The 17,120-nt window shown below is 66.3% G+C and carries 8 protein-coding genes; all 8 read right to left on the minus strand.

The genetic code is table 11. From position 1 onward, the window contains the following. Positions 1-563 precede the first annotated feature (563 nt). Positions 564-2,690, minus strand: coding sequence for a penicillin-binding protein 1C (pbpC, locus tag AC1DV8_RS07380; protein ID WP_477157006.1), 2,127 nt, complete (start codon positions 2,688-2,690; stop codon positions 564-566). Further along, the gene (locus tag AC1DV8_RS07385; protein ID WP_477157007.1) at positions 2,687-8,170 is read right to left on the minus strand and encodes an MG2 domain-containing protein; all 5,484 of its coding nucleotides are present in this window, start codon (positions 8,168-8,170) and stop codon (positions 2,687-2,689) included. Before AC1DV8_RS07385 ends, pbpC begins: the two co-directional genes overlap by 4 nt. 111 nt (positions 8,171-8,281) lie before the next feature. Next, positions 8,282-10,921 carry a nitrate reductase gene (locus AC1DV8_RS07390; protein WP_477157008.1) on the minus strand — a complete coding sequence of 880 codons (2,640 nt, stop codon included), beginning with the start codon at positions 10,919-10,921 and terminating at the stop codon, positions 8,282-8,284. 12 nt (positions 10,922-10,933) lie between these two features. After that, positions 10,934-11,266 (minus strand): nitrite reductase small subunit NirD, encoded by a 333-nt coding sequence (nirD, locus tag AC1DV8_RS07395; protein ID WP_477152073.1) that lies wholly within the window; start codon positions 11,264-11,266, stop codon positions 10,934-10,936. Positions 11,267-11,271: 5 nt separating this feature from the next. Beyond that, the gene (nirB, locus tag AC1DV8_RS07400; RefSeq protein WP_477157009.1) at positions 11,272-13,722 is read right to left on the minus strand and encodes a nitrite reductase large subunit NirB; all 2,451 of its coding nucleotides are present in this window, start codon (positions 13,720-13,722) and stop codon (positions 11,272-11,274) included. A gap of 23 nt (positions 13,723-13,745) precedes the next feature. Next, entirely contained in the window at positions 13,746-15,023 is a 1,278-nt protein-coding gene (locus AC1DV8_RS07405) for an MFS transporter (RefSeq protein WP_477157010.1), read from the minus strand. Between the two features lie 360 nt (positions 15,024-15,383). Next, positions 15,384-16,178 (minus strand): ABC transporter ATP-binding protein, encoded by a 795-nt coding sequence (locus tag AC1DV8_RS07410; protein ID WP_477157011.1) that lies wholly within the window; start codon positions 16,176-16,178, stop codon positions 15,384-15,386. A gap of 10 nt (positions 16,179-16,188) precedes the next feature. Further along, complete coding sequence (gene ntrB / locus AC1DV8_RS07415) at positions 16,189-17,073, minus strand: nitrate ABC transporter permease (protein ID WP_477157012.1); 885 nt, start codon at positions 17,071-17,073, stop codon at positions 16,189-16,191. Positions 17,074-17,120 lie beyond the last annotated feature (47 nt).

Raw genomic sequence — 17,120 nt, forward strand, 5'->3', positions numbered from 1 at the left:
CCTTCGATCCGCGAGACGCCGGTCCTGTTGGACGTCCGAATAGTGTATGTCGCCGGCGGGCTCTCGGCCCTGTCGTCCTATGCGCGGTGAAGCCGGCAGTGAGACACGGTATGTATCGGTCAAATACTGTACTAAGTGGCTTCGCAAGACGTCAACGATTCCCGCAAGCTTTGTTCGGCACCGAACATCACCTGTACGCTGGAACACTTAATGGTTGCTGCAGCATGAACCGGCCTAAGTTCCGCATATTGCGAAATGACTTTGGACGAGTCCCTTGGGCAGCGCCCTTCTGCGGACATCAACGCCGGTGACCGGCGGATATCGCATTTCGACGCTCAGCGGTGTATCAGGGAAATGGCGCCGCCCGGCAGGTGGTCCACCGAGCGGCGAAGTGAGGCGAACATACTATCGCGGTTCCGCCGTTCCGTTTTGATGAAGCCGGTAGCGCGTAGTCGCATCTAATTGCTGCGGTTTCTGCCATGACCCGGGCGCTCCCCAACGAGACTGGACGCCAGAACTTGCCGAAAGCTCTCGCGCCCGGCGGGCATTCGAATTGATTTGGCTCAGTCAAGAAACACCTTCACCGAGTCCGACCGTCCCTCGGCGTCCACCACCGAGAGCGTCACGAACCCCGGCCCATCCGGCCGCCAACTGTTCTGCCTGGCAAAGGCCGAGCGGCCGAACGGCGCGCCGTTGGCGAAGAAGGTGAAGGGCGGCACGCCATTGCGCACCTTGACGATCAGCGGCGCCTCGTTGCCCGAGGCGAGCCCCAGGTCAACGTCGACGCCATCGGTCGGATAGGCGATCTGCGGCGCCGCATCGCGCTTCACCTTCTGCTCGTCCGGATGGCGGAAGCGGCGCAGCGGCAATGGCAGCTCCGAGTTGGAGGCAAAGATCGTCCCCGGCGGCGCATCGCGCAGCGGCACGGTCTTCTCGGCCAGCCGGTCGAAACTCTCGAACAGGATCGGCGCCGCCGCCCGGATCCCGGTGATCCCCGGGATCTGCGAGTTGTCGGGCCGGCCGACCCACACCCCGATCACCGTCTTGCCATCGAAGCCGATGGCCCACGCGTCGCGATAGCCGTAGGACGTGCCGGTCTTGTAGGCGATGCGCCCGGCCGAGCCGTTGAGCGGCGGCGGCACGTCGGCGAGGATGTTGGCGACATACCACGCCGCGATCGGATCGAGCACCGGCGCCGGCGTCTCAGCCTCGTCCGGCACCGCCGTCACCCCATCGCGCAGCACCACGGGCGTACCGCCCCGGCCGATCGCCGCATAGATCGAGACGAGGTCGCGCAGTGTCAGGCCGACGCCGCCGAGACCCACCGCAAGGCTCGGCGCCGTATCCGCCGGGAGCCGCGCCGCGGCGTGCGCCCGCTTGATGCGCGACACCAGCCGCGCCGGCCCGACCGCGTCGAGCACCACCACGGCGGGAATGTTCAGCGACTCGGTCAGCGCCTGCCGGATACTGACCGTGCCGCGATTGAAGCCGTCGAAGTTGACCGGCACATAGCCGTTGAACGCCGTCGGCCGGTCCTCGATCAGGCTCTCGGGATGCGCCAGTCCCAGCTCGAACGCCAGCCCGTAGATCAGCGGCTTCAGCGTCGAGCCAGGCGAACGCACCGCCTCGGTCATGTCGACATAGCCGGCGCTCTCGGTGTTGAACAAACCGGCCGAGCCGACCGAGGCGAGGATGTTGCCGGTCTGCTGGTCGGCGACCACGATCGCCACCGACAGCTTTTCGCCGAGTTGCGCCGCCCGGTCAGCGCCCAGCCGCTCGAGCTTGGCCTGCAGCTGCCGGTCGATGGTCAGCTCGATCTTCCGCGCATTCGGCCGCGCCTTCACCGCCGCCTCGGCGAGATGTGCCGCGTATATCGGGAACTCGCGCCTCGCCTTGGGCATCGGCTCGAGCTTGGCGGACTCCGCCTCCTCGGCGCTGATCACCTTCGCTCCGACCATACGATCGAGCACCAGGTTGCGCGCCGCCCGCGCCACTTCGACATCGCGGTCCGGCCGCCTCGCTTCGGGCGATTGCGGCAGCGCCACCAGCAGCGCGCACTCGGCCGTGGTCAGCCGCCCCGGTTCCTTACCGAAATAGGCGAGGCTGGCCGCGCGAATACCCTCGATATTGCCGCCATAGGGCGCCAGCGTCAGGTAGAGCGTCAGGATCTCGTCCTTCGTCAGCGCCCGCTCCAGCGCGTCGGCATGCACCATCTGGCGCAGCTTGCCGGCGATGTTGCGCGTCGGCTCGCCGCCGATCAGCCGCGCCACCTGCATAGTGAGGGTCGAGCCCCCCGAAACGATCCGCCCCGCCCCGGCATACTGCACTGCAGCCCGCAACATCGACGGCCAGTCGATGCCGTGATGCTCGGCAAAATGCTGATCCTCATAGGCCAGGAGCATCGTGATGAAGCGCCGGTCGACCTCCTCGATCGTCACCGGCAAACGCCAGCGGCCATTCGCCGTGGTGAACGGCCGCAGCAGCAGCCCGGCCTTGTCGACCACCGCGGTCGAAACCGGCACCGCCGACACCAGCGGAGTCGGCGGCAGGGTGGCGCGGATATCGCGCAGCACGGCGAGGCCGTACTGGCTGCCGACCAGCGCCACGCCGGCGAGGACGATCAGCGTTGCAGTAAAGAGCCCCGGCGCGCGGAAGCGCCGGGGCTGCTGTTTGGGTGCGGCCGTGCTCATGGCCCGGTCGCGCTGACCTCGATGTGGCCGGCGTCGGTATTGGCGCGGAGCTCCGGCCGATACATGTCCTCGACCGTGGCGCCCGGCATCACGAACGTCCCCGGCGAGACGGCACGCACCATGTAGGCAGTGGTGACGCTGCTGGCCGCCGACGTGAACCTGAATGCGGCGACGAACTGGTCGGTCCGCGATTCAATGTGCGCCGGCGTATCGACAGTGAGCCAGCTGAGGTCGGCAACGCCCGAGCCCTGCAGCAGGTCGGGGTTCTCGATCTCGAACCCGGCCGGCAGCGGATCGGCCACCACGTACTGGCCCGAACCGAGCTGGGTCGGCTGCGTCGTCAGCACCACCACGAACCGGTCGTTCTGGTGGATATTGCTGAGGTCAGCCGGCTCGCCATTCGGCAGGTAGTAGTCGCGCTGGATGGTGAAGCCGTTCGAGCTCGCCGCCGGCGGGGTCGCCGGGATGGCGGTGACGGTCACCTTCACCTCGGTCGGACGGTTGCCGTTGTTGGCGATCTCGACCGGCGCACTGTCGAACGCCTCCTGGTCGTAGCGGCGATAGACGGTGCCGGTGAGCGGCTCGCCGTCGATCGTCACCGATCCATCGCCGGCCTCACGGGCCAGCGCCGAGGCAGCGACCAGCGTCCACGCATCCTCCTGGGTGGAGGTCCAGCGGGCCTGGTCGCGCAACGTCGCGAGCTTGGTGGTCAGCGCCGCGACATCGACACCCGACGGCGTGAACTCGGCAGCGAGTGCAAGCACTCCGGCCGTATCACGCAGCTGGCTGCCATAGTCGTTGCGGTACTTCGCCCGGTCCTCGCGTGCCTTGAGGTCCTCGACGGCCGCCTGGAAAGCGGTCGCCGCCCGGGTCCGGTCGCCATAGAGGGCGAGTGCGGCACCGAGTTGGGCCTTGGCAAGCGGCGACCCGAAGGCGCTGAGGCGCGCCTCGAGGTAGTAGCGCAAGTCGCCAATGGCGGCCCGGCCGGCGCGTGCCAGATCGTAGAGCGCGAAAGCCACGTCCTCTCCGCCGACGGTGAAGTCGGTGGCGTAGGACACCTGGTTGCCGAGGTTGTCGAGCGCCCGGGTCATCGCCAGCTCCGGCACGTCGTACCCTTCCGCCTTGGCGCGGAGCAGGAACTCGGTGACGTAGGAGTCGAGCCACAGGTCGGTGCCGTCGTAGGGACCCCAGAGGCCGAAACCGCCGCTGGAAGTCTGCTTGGCAAGCAGGTTCTTGATCGCGTCCTGCACCCGCTGCTTGATCGCTTCGTCATCGCCCAGACCAATCATCGAGGCGACTTCGTTGAGATAAAGCAGCGGCAGGGCACGGCTGGAAGTTTGCTCGGCGCACCCGTACGGATAGCGGTCGAGCTGCATCAGGAGGCCCGGCACATCGAGGCGGGCAATGGGCCCGACCGCGAGCGTCAGCTCGCCAGTATGCGGCACCATGTCGGCGAAGTAGCTCGCATCGAGTGTTGTCGTGGCGCCGGCTTCCAGCGGGATCAGCTGGCTGGTGGTCACCGGTGCGCTGGCGGCGCGGACCCCGAGCGTCAGCTCCTTGGTCTGCGTTGTCCCATCCGGAGCGGTGACGATCACCTTGAGCGTCTGGTCGCCGATTGCCGTGCCGGTGAGGCTGAGGTTGAGCGCGGTGCGCTCGCCCGTCGGCAGGTCGACCGTCGTCTCGGCCGCATCGGTCGAGAGCCCCGTCCCGGTCTCCAGCGCCACCTGGTAGGTGCCCGGCTGGCCGGCAACGTTGTTGACCTCGACCAAGAGCCGCGACGTGTCGTCGAGACGCAGGAACCGCGGCGGGCTCAGGTTCACCACCACCGGATCGCGCACGATCACGTCGGCGGAGCCATGACCCACGGCGCCGGCGCTCCACGCCATCGCCATCAGCCGCACGGTGCCGTTGAAGTCCGGCATGTCGAAGCTGATCGTCGCGGTGCCGTCGGCACCCACTTCGACGATGCCCGAGTGCAGCGCCACGAGAACCGTGGTCGCCGGCGGCGTGCCGAAGCGCGAGGCGCCCTCATCACCACCGGTGCGGAACGCGCCCGGAGTGCCCTGCATCGGATCGATCAGCTGGCCATAGAGGTCGCGCACCTCGACGCCGAGCTGGCGCTGGCCGAAGAACCAGCCATCCGGATCCGGCACTTGGAACTTCGTGAGGTTTAGGATGCCGAGGTCCACTGCCGCAACCGCGACGTAAGCCTTGTCACCCGGCTGCACGTTGGCAAGCTTCACCGTGGTGGTGAACGCCTGGCGCGGCAGCGCTTCCTTCGGCGCATCGAGTGTTAGATCAAGCTTCAGGTCGCCCGGCTCGACATCGGCGAAGGCAAGGCCGAGCGCACGCGCCGGCATCCGCTTGGCTTCCGCGCTGGCCGGCCGATAGAGCATTGCCGTCACATAGGCGCCCGGGCCCCAGTCATCGGTGACTTCCAGCGGCACGGTGGTGCCGCCTTCTGGCACTTCGACCGCTTTCATGTCGATGATCCGGTCGTCGACCACCATCACCAGCGCCGTACCCGCGAACTGCGGATCGAGCTTCAGGTTGGCAGTCTCGCCCTTGCGGTAGGCCGGCTTGTCGAGCGCCACGGACAGGGTGTCCGGCGTGTCCGAGCCCGCCTCCGGATAATAGTAGCCGGCATAGAACTCGTAGCTGGACGAAGTCGCGCCTTCACCGGTGCTCGACACCTCGAGCCGGTACTGGCCCCAGCTCACGGGCGCGCCGATGGCGACCGGGCCGGAGGCGAGCGCATCGACGGTGCCGTTGGCCACTTCGCGCGTCGTAGTGACGGCTTCCCACTTCCAGGTGCCGCTGTTGCGGTACCACTGGTAGGTGGTCTCGACCCGCGACAGGCTCCACTCGAGCCCGGCCTTGTCGACGGTCGCGCCATCGGGCGCCACCGCGATCACGTCGAACTCCGCCGTGCTGCCTTCGGCGAGCCCGCTGGCGTCTTCGAAGCGCGGCTTCAGCCCGATCCGGGTGACGTCAGCCAGCACCGGACGGGTGAGGCTGCGCTCGATGGCGCGGCCGTTGCTGTCGACGAGACGCATGATCAGCTGCGCCTCGAGTGGCCGTGTCGTCGACTGCGGCGCACTGACCGTCACCTCGGCGGTGACATTGCCGGCTCCGTCGGTGGTGCCGACAACGCCGAGCGGCTCGCGCGAGGTCTCGAACGCATCGTCGAGACGGCCGAACGTGTAGCCCGGGTAAGCCGGCAGCGACGCCACCGGACGCAGCACCGCATCGGCCTCGACCGCGAGGTCGGGCGCTGTGGCGCCATAGAGATACTTCGCCGTCACTTCGACCGGGGTCACCTCGCCGGTCTTGATCGGCTCATCCGCCGCGCTGATCTCGAACGCCAGCCGTTCCGGCTCGAAATCCTCGACGAGGAAGCCGACATTGGTCAGCGCATCGGCCTTGGGGTCGGCATAGAGCCGCATCGTCCACGAGCCGCGCATGGCTTCGGGGTCGAGCGTCACGGCGCTGAAATAGCCGCCGGCGCCGGCGTCGTTGAGCAGCTCCGTAGTGGAAACCACCCCATCCGGACGCTGCACTTCCAACGTCAGCGGCAGATCGGCCACCGCCTTGGCATGCACATCGCGGAGGATCGCGGTGAGGAACACCGTCTCGCCCGGGCGATACACGCCGCGCTCGGTGGTCGCAAACAGATCGAGCGGACCCGGCGACGGCCGGCCCTCGACGCCGCGATCGGTGAGATCGAACGCCGCCTTCGAGACGTCGAGGAACGCATAGTCCCCGCCATCGGTCTCAGTGGTGATCAGCTGCGGCGCTCGGCCGCCTTCGCCGCGCGACAGACCCGGCGCGAAATCGGCCCGGCCATCGGCATCGGTCACCGCTTCGCCGAGGATCTCGTTGTTCACCGCGACCAGCCGCACCTTGGCATTGGCCATCGGCTGCGCGCTGGTCAGCGAGCGCACGAACGCATGCACGCCGTCATCGCCCGAGACGGTGGTCAGCCCCAGGTCGGTGACGATGAACCACTGCGTCGCGACTTCTTTCCAGTATTCCTGCTGCACGCCGTTGACCTTGGCGGTCACCACATACGCACCCGGCTGCAGTTCCTTGACGATCTCCGCCACCGGGATCGCCGTCACCGTCATGGCGTTCGGCGCGCCCTGCGCCAGGTCGACCTGGCCTTCCCAGGTCTTCTCGCCGGTCGAATTGGCGACGTCCTCGGCCGAATAGCCGTCGAGCGTACGCTGGAAGATGCCGTTGCGGACCGCGGTGGCGATCGAGCGATCGCCGATCCGGTAGATCACCACGTCGGCGGTCTTGGCGTTGACCGAGGTGATCGGCAGGCCGCCACCGAGCCCGGCGGGCATCACGTAGGCATTGTTGGCAAAGCCAACGAACGGCGCGCGATCGGGCACGTAGAGGTCGAGTTCGACATCGGCGCGCAGCTGCTCGCCATCGGCCGACGGCAGGCCCGAGCGCAGCTTGATGTGATAACGCCGGCCATGCTCGACGCCGGTGATGCAGATCTGGCTCTGGTCGCTTTCGACCGCCACGGTCGGGGCGTTGTCGACGACAACATAGCTCGAGAGATCGGTACCGCCAGAGGGCAGAGCGTCAGAGAACACCGCGCAGATGCGCGGGTTGGCCGCCTCGGCGTCCACCTGGTTGGAGGTGACGCGGAAGCCATGCTCGGCGACGGTCTTCTCGAGCGTCGCCTCCAGCGTGGCATTGTCGACCAGCGCAAGGCTGGCGCGATAGAGCGCAATGGTCTCACGCCACATCTCACGACGCGACAGCGCCACGGCCAGCGCACCCAGCGCATCGGCGCGCTCGGCAACGGTCTCGGACAACATGAACGCATTCATCGCCGCATAGGACGAGTTGACCGCGAGGTCGTAGACACCGTTGCCGGCCGCTGCTTCTATCACGGCACGGGCCTCGCCCTGCGCCGCGAGCTTCAGCCATACGGACGGGTCGTTCTTGTTGATCGCCAGCGCCTGCCGGTACGACACCATCGCCGCCGACGGGTTCGACTGGGCGGATGCCTCGTCACCCGCGGCAACGAGGTCGGCATAGGTCACATCCGGCGGCGGCGGATCGGTCTGTGGTAGGCTGGTCGCCATGTAGCGGGCGGAATCGACCAGGTCCTGCGCCGGGAACGGCAGTTCGCTCAGCCGCGCTTCGACGTTCTCGGCCAACGGCGGGGTAAAGTCGACGCGGCCGGACGTGGCGCCCTTGAACGCCGTCTCGGGGCCGACATCGCCCTTAAGGAAGCACCACTTGGCCTTTTCGTTGAAGGTGAAGGCGCGGCAGATCTTGTCATCGGTACAGGCGGCCGAGCAGGCGTCGATATCGACGTCCTTGATCACCGAATAGTCGAAACCGGGAAGATCTGTGCCCGGCAACAGCGTGATGTTGCCGTCCGCCGCTTGGGCAGGTCCTAGGAGGAGGGCTCCGGCCACAACAAGCCACCAGATCGACCGAAAAAGCCGCTGCATTCCCTCACCCCTGTGATCTCTTATAGTTGCGCTACCCTATGATGACGGGGGCTGAACGACAAATGAATGAAGGCGCGCAAAGTCGACGAAACCCGGTTGCAGCGCGCGGTGCTACTCCGCCGCTTCCAGCCGGTTGAGCTCGATCAGCCCGCGGATTTCCGCCCGGCACGAGCCGCAATTGGTCCCCGCCTTCAGCGTCGCGCCGATCGCGTCGACGGTGTGGCAGCCGCCGCGTGCCGCCTCGGCGATCTGGTTGGCGCCAACCGAGAAGCAGGCGCAGACGATCGGGCCGGGGTCCGGACGATCGGCTCCAGGACGGCCGACCAGAATGTCGGCCCGCCGCGCCGGCTTGATGTTTTCGGTCAGCAGCGACACCGCCCACTGCCGCGATACCAGCACCGGATCGGGCGATAGGAACAGCGCGAACACCAGTTGGTTGCCGTCGAACAGCGCGAGGCTCTGACGTCCGGTTGCTTTGTCGGTGATGGTCAGCGGCGCCGTCTCGGGCGCCAGCTGGAAGGCCCCGCGCGCCCATTCGAGCGGGTCGGCGAGGTCATCGAGAAACGCCAGCTCGGCGCGCCAGCCGCCGGTCGTCTCGGCGATCGCCCAGTAGTCCGCGCCGGCCAGCTCCGGCCGCTTCCGGCTCACCGCGAAGCCGTAGCGCCGCGCCAGGGCCGGCCCTACGCTTACCGTCGCCATCTTCAACGCCGGCTGTCCTGATTGCGGGTCGGTCTGCCCGGTGACCAGCGCATCGACGCGGCCGGCGGCGGAGAACTGCCCGGTCCAGTGCATCGGCACGAACACCGAGCCCTTCTGCTGGCGGTCCGTCACAAGCGCCCGCACCAGCGCCGAACCATGCCGGTTCTCGAGCCGCACCAGGCTCGCATGCCGGATGCTCTTTTCGAACGCATCGTCCGGATGCAATTCGGCGAACGGCTCCGCCATATGCGCCGACAGCCGAGGCGTCTTCCCCGTCCGCGTCATGGTGTGCCAGTGGTCGCGTACCCGCCCGGTGTTCAGCACCAGCATTCCCGGTGGCGGCACGATCGGCGGCGGCGGTGCCACCGCCACGAAGCGTGCCCGATTATCGGGGGTGAAGAACCGTCCATCCGTGAACATCCGCGCCGTGCTGCGCACCGAGCGCACCGGCCACTGCACCGGCTGCAGCCCGTCATACTCGGCGTGCATCAGCCCCGACAGGTCGAAGTCGCGCCTGCCGTTGTTCTCGAACGCCGAGAGCGCCGCGTGCTCGGCGAATATCTCGCCCGGCCGCTCGTACGCGAAGGCCTCGGCATGCCCCATCCGCCGCGCCACCTGGGTGACGATCCACCAGTCCGGCTTTGCCTCCCCCGGCGCCGCGAGGAAAGGCCGCTGCCGCGAGATCCGGCGCTCGGAATTGGTCACCGTGCCGTTCTTTTCGCCCCAGCCCGCCGCCGGCAGCCGCACATGGGCTTCCACCGCGGTGTCGGTCGCCGCGTTCATGTCCGACACCACGACGAACGGGCAGGCGCGGATCGCCGCCCGCACCTTGTCGGCCTCAGGCATCGAGTCCACCGGGTTGGTCGCCATGATCCACAGCGCCTTCACCTTACCCGCACCGATCGCCTCGAACAGGTCGACCGCCTTATGGCCGGGCTTGGTCGCCACCCGCTCCGAGCGCCAGAAGCGCTTTAGCCGGTCGATATTGCCCGGCTCGAAATCCATGTGCGCCGCGAGCATGTTGGCGAGGCCGCCGACCTCACGGCCGCCCATCGCGTTGGGCTGCCCGGTCACCGAGAACGGCCCCATCCCCGGCATGCCAATCCGACCGGTCGCGAGGTGGGCGTTGACGATGGCGTTGACCTTGTCGGTCCCCGTCGCCGACTGGTTCACGCCCTGCGAGTAGACGGTCACCGTCCGCGTCGTTTCGGCAAACCAGTCGTAGAACACCGCGATGTCGCGCACGCTGAGCCCGGTGGCCTCGGCCACCCGCTCGAGGCTCCAATTCCGCGCCACGTCCAGCGCCGCGCCAAACCCATTGGTGCTCTCGGCGATGAACTCGGCATCGACCGCGTTCCGCTCCGCCAGCGACTTCAGCAGCCCGACGAACAGCGCCGTGTCACCATCCGGCTTGATCGCGAGATGCAGGTCCGCCTGGTCCGCCGTGGTGGTCCGCCGCGGATCGATCAAGACGATCCGCATCCCCGGCCGCTCGGCCTTCGCCTTGATGATCCGCTGGTACAGCACCGGGTGGCACCAGCTGAGGTTGGAGCCGACGAGGATCATCAGGTCTGCGAGTTCAAGGTCCTCGTAGTTCCCCGGCACCGTGTCCGAGCCGAAGGCCCGCTTGTGCCCGGCCACCGACGAGGCCATGCAGAGCCGCGAGTTGGTGTCGATGTTGCCCGAGCCGATGAACCCCTTCATCAGCTTGTTGGCGACGTAATAGTCCTCGGTCAGCAGCTGTCCCGAACCATAGATGGCGACGGAGTCAGGCCCATGCTCGGCAATGGTCTCGGCGAAGGTATTCGCCACGAGGTCCAGCGCCTGGTCCCAGCTGGCCCGCTCGCCGCCGATCTCCGGGTGGAGCAGCCGTCCCTCCAGCGACAGCGTCTCGCCCAGCGCCGAGCCCTTCGAGCAGAGCCGCCCGAAATTGGCCGGATGCTCCGGATCACCGGCAATCGTCACCGAGCCATCCGGCTGGGGCGTTGCGAGCACGCCGCACCCCACCCCGCAATAGGGGCAGGTGGTGCGGACCGTCTTGGGGTCGGCCATGGTTGCTCCGCCCTACTCCGCCGCCATAAGCATGACCTCGGCCGCCATGAAGATGCGCCCTTCGACCACGTTCACCGCGAAGGTCCGTACCTGTCCCTCGTCCGCGCCCTGCGCCTCGCCAGTCGCGAGATCGAACACCCAGTTGTGCAGCGGACAGGTCACCGACCCGCCATGCACGATACCTTCGCTGAGCGGGCCGCCCTTGTGCGGGCAGCGGTTCTCGATGGCATAGACGTGGTTCTCCGCCGTGCGGAACACCGCGATTTTCCCAGCCGGGGTGGTAACGCATCGCGCACCCCGCAAGGGGATCTGCTCGATGCGACCGATTTCGACCCAGTCTTCCATCAAGCTCACTCCGCTGCCTGCGGCACGCCGAATTCTGCCAGAGCGGCGAATTCGTGTGCGTCCTTGCCATTGACCCGCTCTTCCCACGGGTCGACCTGGGCGAATTTCTGCGAGAACACGAACCGGTCGTAGTAGAAGCGGCGCTTCTCCAGATCACGGACGATCGAAGCCTGGATCGACTCCATCCCCACCCGCTTCAGCCACTTGTACATGCGCTCGAGATAGCGCCCCTGCTCACGGTAGAGCTGGGTCAGCGCCGCGATGATCTCGATCGCCTCATCCTCGCTGTCGGCATGGCACAGCGCCTCGGTGCCCTTGATGTCGAGCCCCGCTGCACCGGCGAAGACGATGTCGTAGCCGGAGTCTACGCAGATCACGCCGACGTCCTTGCAGGTCGCCTCGGCGCAATTCCGCGGACAGCCGGAGACCGCCATCTTCACCTTGGCAGGGGTCCAGCTGCCCCACATGAACTTCTCGAGCTTGATGCCGAGCCCGGTCGAATCCTGTGTGCCGAACCGGCACCAGTCCGACCCCACGCAGGTCTTCACCGTGCGCAGCCCCTTGGCGTAGGCGGCGCCCGAAACCATGCCGGCCGCGTTGAGGTCGGCCCATACGCCCGGCAGGTCTTCCTTCTTCACCCCGAGCAGGTCGATGCGCTGCCCGCCGGTCACCTTTACTGCCGGGATCTTGAACTTGTCGGCGACGTCGGCGATGGCGCGCAGCTCGTTCGGGCTGGTCATGCCGCCCCACATGCGCGGCACCACCGAATAGGTGCCGTCCTTCTGGATGTTGGCGTGCACGCGCTCGTTGATGAAACGCGACTGCCCGTCATCCTCGTACTCACCCGGCCAGGTGGCGATCATGTAATAGTTGAGCGCCGGCCGGCACTTGGCGCAGCCGCACGAGGTCTTCCACTCGAGCTCCTGCATCAGTTGCGGGATCGACTTCAGATCCTTGGCGATGATCAGCCGGCGCACATCGTCGTGGCCGAGATCGGTGCATTTGCACATCGGCTGCACCGCCGACGGGTTGTAGCTGTCGCCCAGCGTCAGCAGCAGGAGCTTTTCGACGAGGCCCGTGCACGAGCCGCAGCTCGCCGAAGCCTTGGTGTGAGCACGAACGTCGTCGAGCGACGTCAGGCCCTTTGCCGTGATGGCGCCGGTGATCTTCGATTTACAAATGCCGTTACAACCACAGATCTCTGCCTCATCCGGCAAGGCTGCAACGGCCGCCGTAGGGTCCAGCGGGGCACCACCCTGATAGTTCTGGCCGAAGATCAGCGTGTCGCGCATTTCGCGCGTGTCCACGTTGCGCTTCAACATGTCGTAGAACCACGGACCGTCCCCGGTGTCGCCGTAGAGCACCGTGCCGATGATCTTGTCATCACGCAGGATCAGCCGCTTGTAGACGCCGGCCGTGGCGTCGCGCAGCACGATCTCTTCGCGATCGTCGCCCTCGGCGAAATCACCAGCCGAGTAGAGGCTGATGCCGGTCACCTTCAGCCGGGTCGCCGTGGCAACCGGCACGAACGTCGCCTTCTCGTCGCCGCAGAGCTGGGCTGCGAGGACATTCGCCATGTCGTAGAGCGGCGCCACGAGACCGAAGGTGGCCCCGTTCACCTCGACGCACTCGCCGAGCGCGTAGATCGAAGGGTCGGAGGTGCGCATCTGCGCGTCGACCACGATACCGCGGTTGACCGCCAGCTCCGCCGCCTTGCCGAGCGCGGCGTTCGGCCGGATGCCGACCGCCATCACCACCAGGTCCGCCGGCAGGATAGTGCCGTCGGCCAGTTCGACGCCGGTGACGCGCTTGTCGCCGAGGATCTGCTTGGTATTGGCCGCGGTCAGGACTTTGACCCCGCGGGCCTTCATCGATTCGCCGAGCAGGTAGCCCGCCGCCGGATCGAGCTGGCGCTCCATCAGCGTCGGCATGACGTGCACCACGGTGACGTCCATGCCCTGCTCGTTGAGTCCAGCCGCCGCTTCGAGCCCGAGCAGGCCGCCGCCGATGACCACCGCCCTGCCCCGCGCTTTCGCCGCCATCATCATGATGTTGACGTCGTCGAGGTCGCGATAAGTGACGACGCCGGCGAGTTTGACCCCCGGCACCGGGATGATGAACGGCACCGAGCCCGTCGCGATCACCAGCTTGTCGTAGCTCTCGGTGATGCCATTGGCCGAGGTGACCGTCTTGTTCACCCGGTCGATCGTCTCGATCTTGCAGCCCTTGTAGAGCGTGATGCCGTGCTTGATGTACCAGGCGTCACCGTGGATCACGATGTCGTCGAAGCTCTTCTCGCCCGACAGCACTGGGCTGAGCATGATGCGGTCGTAGTTGACCCGCGGCTCAGCGTTGAAGATCACCACGTCGTAGCGATCGGGGTCGGTCTCGAACAGCTTCTCCAGCGCCCGCCCGGGCGCCATGCCGTTGCCGACGATGACGAGTTTCTCTTTCACCGAATGGTCTCCAGTTGAAATTGTCATGCTGGTTGGGTCGCGCTGGTCCGGCCGATGCGGCGGACGGCGGCATGCATCAGGGCCAGCGACACGATGACGAGGACGAACAGCGCCATGAAGCAGCTGCTCCACAGCCCGGTTACATCGTTCAGCCAGCCGAAGAGCAGCGGCAGGACGAAGCCGCCGAGCCCGCCAATCATGCCTACCAGCCCGCCCACAGCGCCGACATTGTTCGGGTAGTAGGCCGGGATGTGCTTGTAGACCGCGGCTTTGCCCAGGCTCATGAAGAAGCCGAGGACGAACACCAGGCCGATGAACGCCCAGGGGCTGATGGCGAAGTTAACGGTGAAGCTCCCGACGATGCCGTGCACCACCATGTCGCTCGTCGGCAGCGCCAGGATGAAAGTCGCAACGGCCGAGACGCCGAACGTCCAGTACATCACCGAGCGCGCGCCCACCTTGTCGGCCAGCGTGCCGCCATAGGCCCGGAAAATGCTCGCGGGGATCGAATAGGCAGCGGCCACCATGCCCGCAGTCTTGATGTCAAAGCCGTAGACGCCGATCAGGTAGCGCGGCAGCCACAGGGTCAGCGCCACGAACGCGCCGAAAGCGAAGAAGTAGTAGAGCCCGAAGCGCCACACCCGGATGTCCTTGAGCGGCGCGAACTCGGCGGCCAGGCTACGCTGCGGCGAACCCTCCTTGCGACGCTTCACCTGAATCGGATCGTCCTCGGTGCCGAACCAGAACACTACCGCCATGACGGCAAGCACCGCGGCCCAGACCAGCGCAACGGTCTGCCAGCCGAAAGCCACCATGACGAACGGTGCGACGAACTTGGTCACCGCGGCGCCGACATTGCCTACGCCGAAGATGCCGAGTGCCGTGCCCTGCTTGCTCTGCGGATAAAAGCGCGACACATAGGCGACGCCGACCGCAAACGAACCACCCGCCAGCCCGACGCCGAGCGCTGCCAAGAGGAACTGCTCGTAGGTCTGCGCGAACACCAGCAACGCCGTGGCCACTGCCGCTGCCAGCATCGTTACGGTGTAGATCAGGCGCCCCCCATAACGGTCGGTCCAGATGCCGAGCACGATCCGCACCAGCGAACCGGTCAGCACCGGCGTGCCGATCAGCAGCCCGAACTGGGTTTCGGACAAACCCAGCTGATCCTTCAGCGCCACTCCGATGATCGAAAAGATCGTCCAGACGGCAAAGCAGACGACGAAGGCGATGGTGGACAAACCCAGGGCGCGATGCTGAGAGCGGGTTTGATCATCGGTGGGGCTCATAGTTCGCTCCATTGGTGAGAGCCGGAAACAAAAAGGCTGCCGAAGAAGCACGACCCGCGGACCGGGACCGAGCATCTGTTGGCAGCCTTGCCTGTTGGGGAGCGCCCATCATTGGACGCAAGGTCATCGCGAGTTTCGCGTTTCGCTAGTCACCATGCATGCGGCGTGCCAAACCGACCACTCGACAAAATCATATTATAAAACAGTCAATTACGCGGATGCGCAGAAATTAATCAGACAGTGGAACTGACTAATACGAAGCCAGACTGATCAAACACTGCACAAAATTTACTCGCCGCTACCCTGTGATCAGTATTTAGGCACCGCCTGAAGCCGCCCCCCTAGGGAGGGATAGCCAGTTCTTCAGCTTCCTCAAGCCGCCTCGACGAAACGATGCCGCTCGTAGAGGAACTTGAGCACCGCCTCGCGGCACTTGAGGTAGCTGCGGTCGGTTGCCAGATCGAGGCGCCTGCGCGGCCGCGCCAGCGGCACCGAAAGCACTTCGCCGATCCGCGCCGCCGGCCCATTGGTCATCATCACGATCCGGTCACTCAGCAGCACCGCCTCGTCCACATCGTGGGTGATCACGATCATGGTGTTACGGAGCCGCTCGTGGATCTCCATCACCGCATCCTGCAGGTGCGCCCGGGTTAGTGCGTCGAGTGCGCCGAACGGCTCGTCGAGCAGCAGGATCTTCGGCTCCATCGCCAGCGCCCGGGCAATACCGACGCGCTGCTTCATGCCGCCGGAGATTTCCGCCGGCCGCTTGTCCTTGGCGTGCCCCATCTGCACCAGGTCGAGATTGTGCATGATCCAGTCATGCCGCACCGCCTTGGTGCGGGTGGCGCCGAACACCTTGGCGACCGCGAGGTTGACGTTTTCGTAGACCGTCAGCCACGGCAGCAGAGAGTGGTTCTGGAACACCACGGCCCGCTCCGGCCCCGGCTCCGACACGATCTTGTCCTCGAGGAAGATTGCGCCGGAGGACACTTCGGTTAGGCCGGCGATCAGGTTCAGCAGCGTGGACTTGCCGCAGCCCGAGTGGCCGATGATCGAGATCACCTCGCCCTCGGTGATCTCCAGCGAGATGTCCTTGAGCACTTCGGAGGACACCCCGCCGCGCTCGAAGCTTTTGTCGACGTGGTCGATCTTGAGATAGGCGGTCATGACGCTCCCCTCAGTTCGCAGTTGTGCCGCGGGTGATGAAGGCGCCGAAACTGGCGACGAGGCGATCGAGCATGAAGCCGATCACGCCGATATAGACCAGCGCCACGATGATGTCGGGCAGGCGCGACGAGTTCCACGCATCCCAGATGAAGAAGCCGATGCCGACGCCGCCGGTGAGCATTTCCGCCGCGACGATGGCGAGCCAGCTGAGCCCGATCCCGATACGCAACCCGGTGAAGATGTACGGCGCCGCCGCCGGCACCATGATCTTGAAGAAGAACTCGATCGGGTTGAGCCGGAGAATGGCGGCGACGTTCCGGTAGTCGTTCGGAATGTTCCGGACGCCCACCGCGGTATTGATGATCACCGGCCACACGGCGGTAATGAAGATGACAAAAATCGCCGAGGGATGGCTATCGCGGAATGCCGCCAGCGACAGCGGCAGCCACGCCAGCGGCGGCACCGTGCGGAGAATCTGGAAGATCGGGTCGAGTCCGCGCATCGCCCAAACCGATTGCCCGATGAAGGCGCCGACTGCCACACCCACCAAAGCGGCGAGGCCGAAGCCGACCGCGACGCGCTGCAGCGAGGCGAACACGCGCCAGGCGAGGCCGATGTCGCCGTTGCCGTAGTCGAAGAACGGGTTCCAGATCAGCTCGCCTGCCTGGTCCCACACCACCGAAGGCGGCGGCAGCGACGCACCGGGCGTCGAGCAGGCGATCTGCCAGATCAGCAGCATCAGGAGGATGACGATCACCGGCGGCACGACCGAACGCGCAACGCCCGCGGCAACTTTCTTCATGTCGATCTTCCGGCCGATGGGCTTCGCCGGAAAGGCGAACACTTTCGCCTTCTGGGGTGGCGCGGCGGTTTCGAACTGGGCCTCTGCACTCATGATCGCGGGGTCCGTACTGAAAGGGGAAAAAGGCGGCGCCGAGCCAG

Source organism: Devosia sp. P3_B2 (assembly GCF_056402875.1).

Excerpts from the sequence above, each read along its gene's own strand:
- pbpC (WP_477157006.1), bottom strand. The coding sequence starts at position 2,690 with ATGAGCACGGCCGCACCCAAACAGCAGCCCCGGCGCTTCCGCGCGCCG.
- AC1DV8_RS07385 (WP_477157007.1), bottom strand. The coding sequence starts at position 8,170 with ATGCAGCGGCTTTTTCGGTCGATCTGGTGGCTTGTTGTGGCCGGAGCC.
- AC1DV8_RS07390 (WP_477157008.1), bottom strand. The coding sequence starts at position 10,921 with ATGGCCGACCCCAAGACGGTCCGCACCACCTGCCCCTATTGCGGGGTG.
- nirD (WP_477152073.1), bottom strand. The coding sequence starts at position 11,266 with ATGGAAGACTGGGTCGAAATCGGTCGCATCGAGCAGATCCCCTTGCGG.
- AC1DV8_RS07405 (WP_477157010.1), bottom strand. The coding sequence starts at position 15,023 with ATGGAGCGAACTATGAGCCCCACCGATGATCAAACCCGCTCTCAGCAT.
- AC1DV8_RS07410 (WP_477157011.1), bottom strand. The coding sequence starts at position 16,178 with ATGACCGCCTATCTCAAGATCGACCACGTCGACAAAAGCTTCGAGCGC.
- ntrB (WP_477157012.1), bottom strand. The coding sequence starts at position 17,073 with ATGAGTGCAGAGGCCCAGTTCGAAACCGCCGCGCCACCCCAGAAGGCG.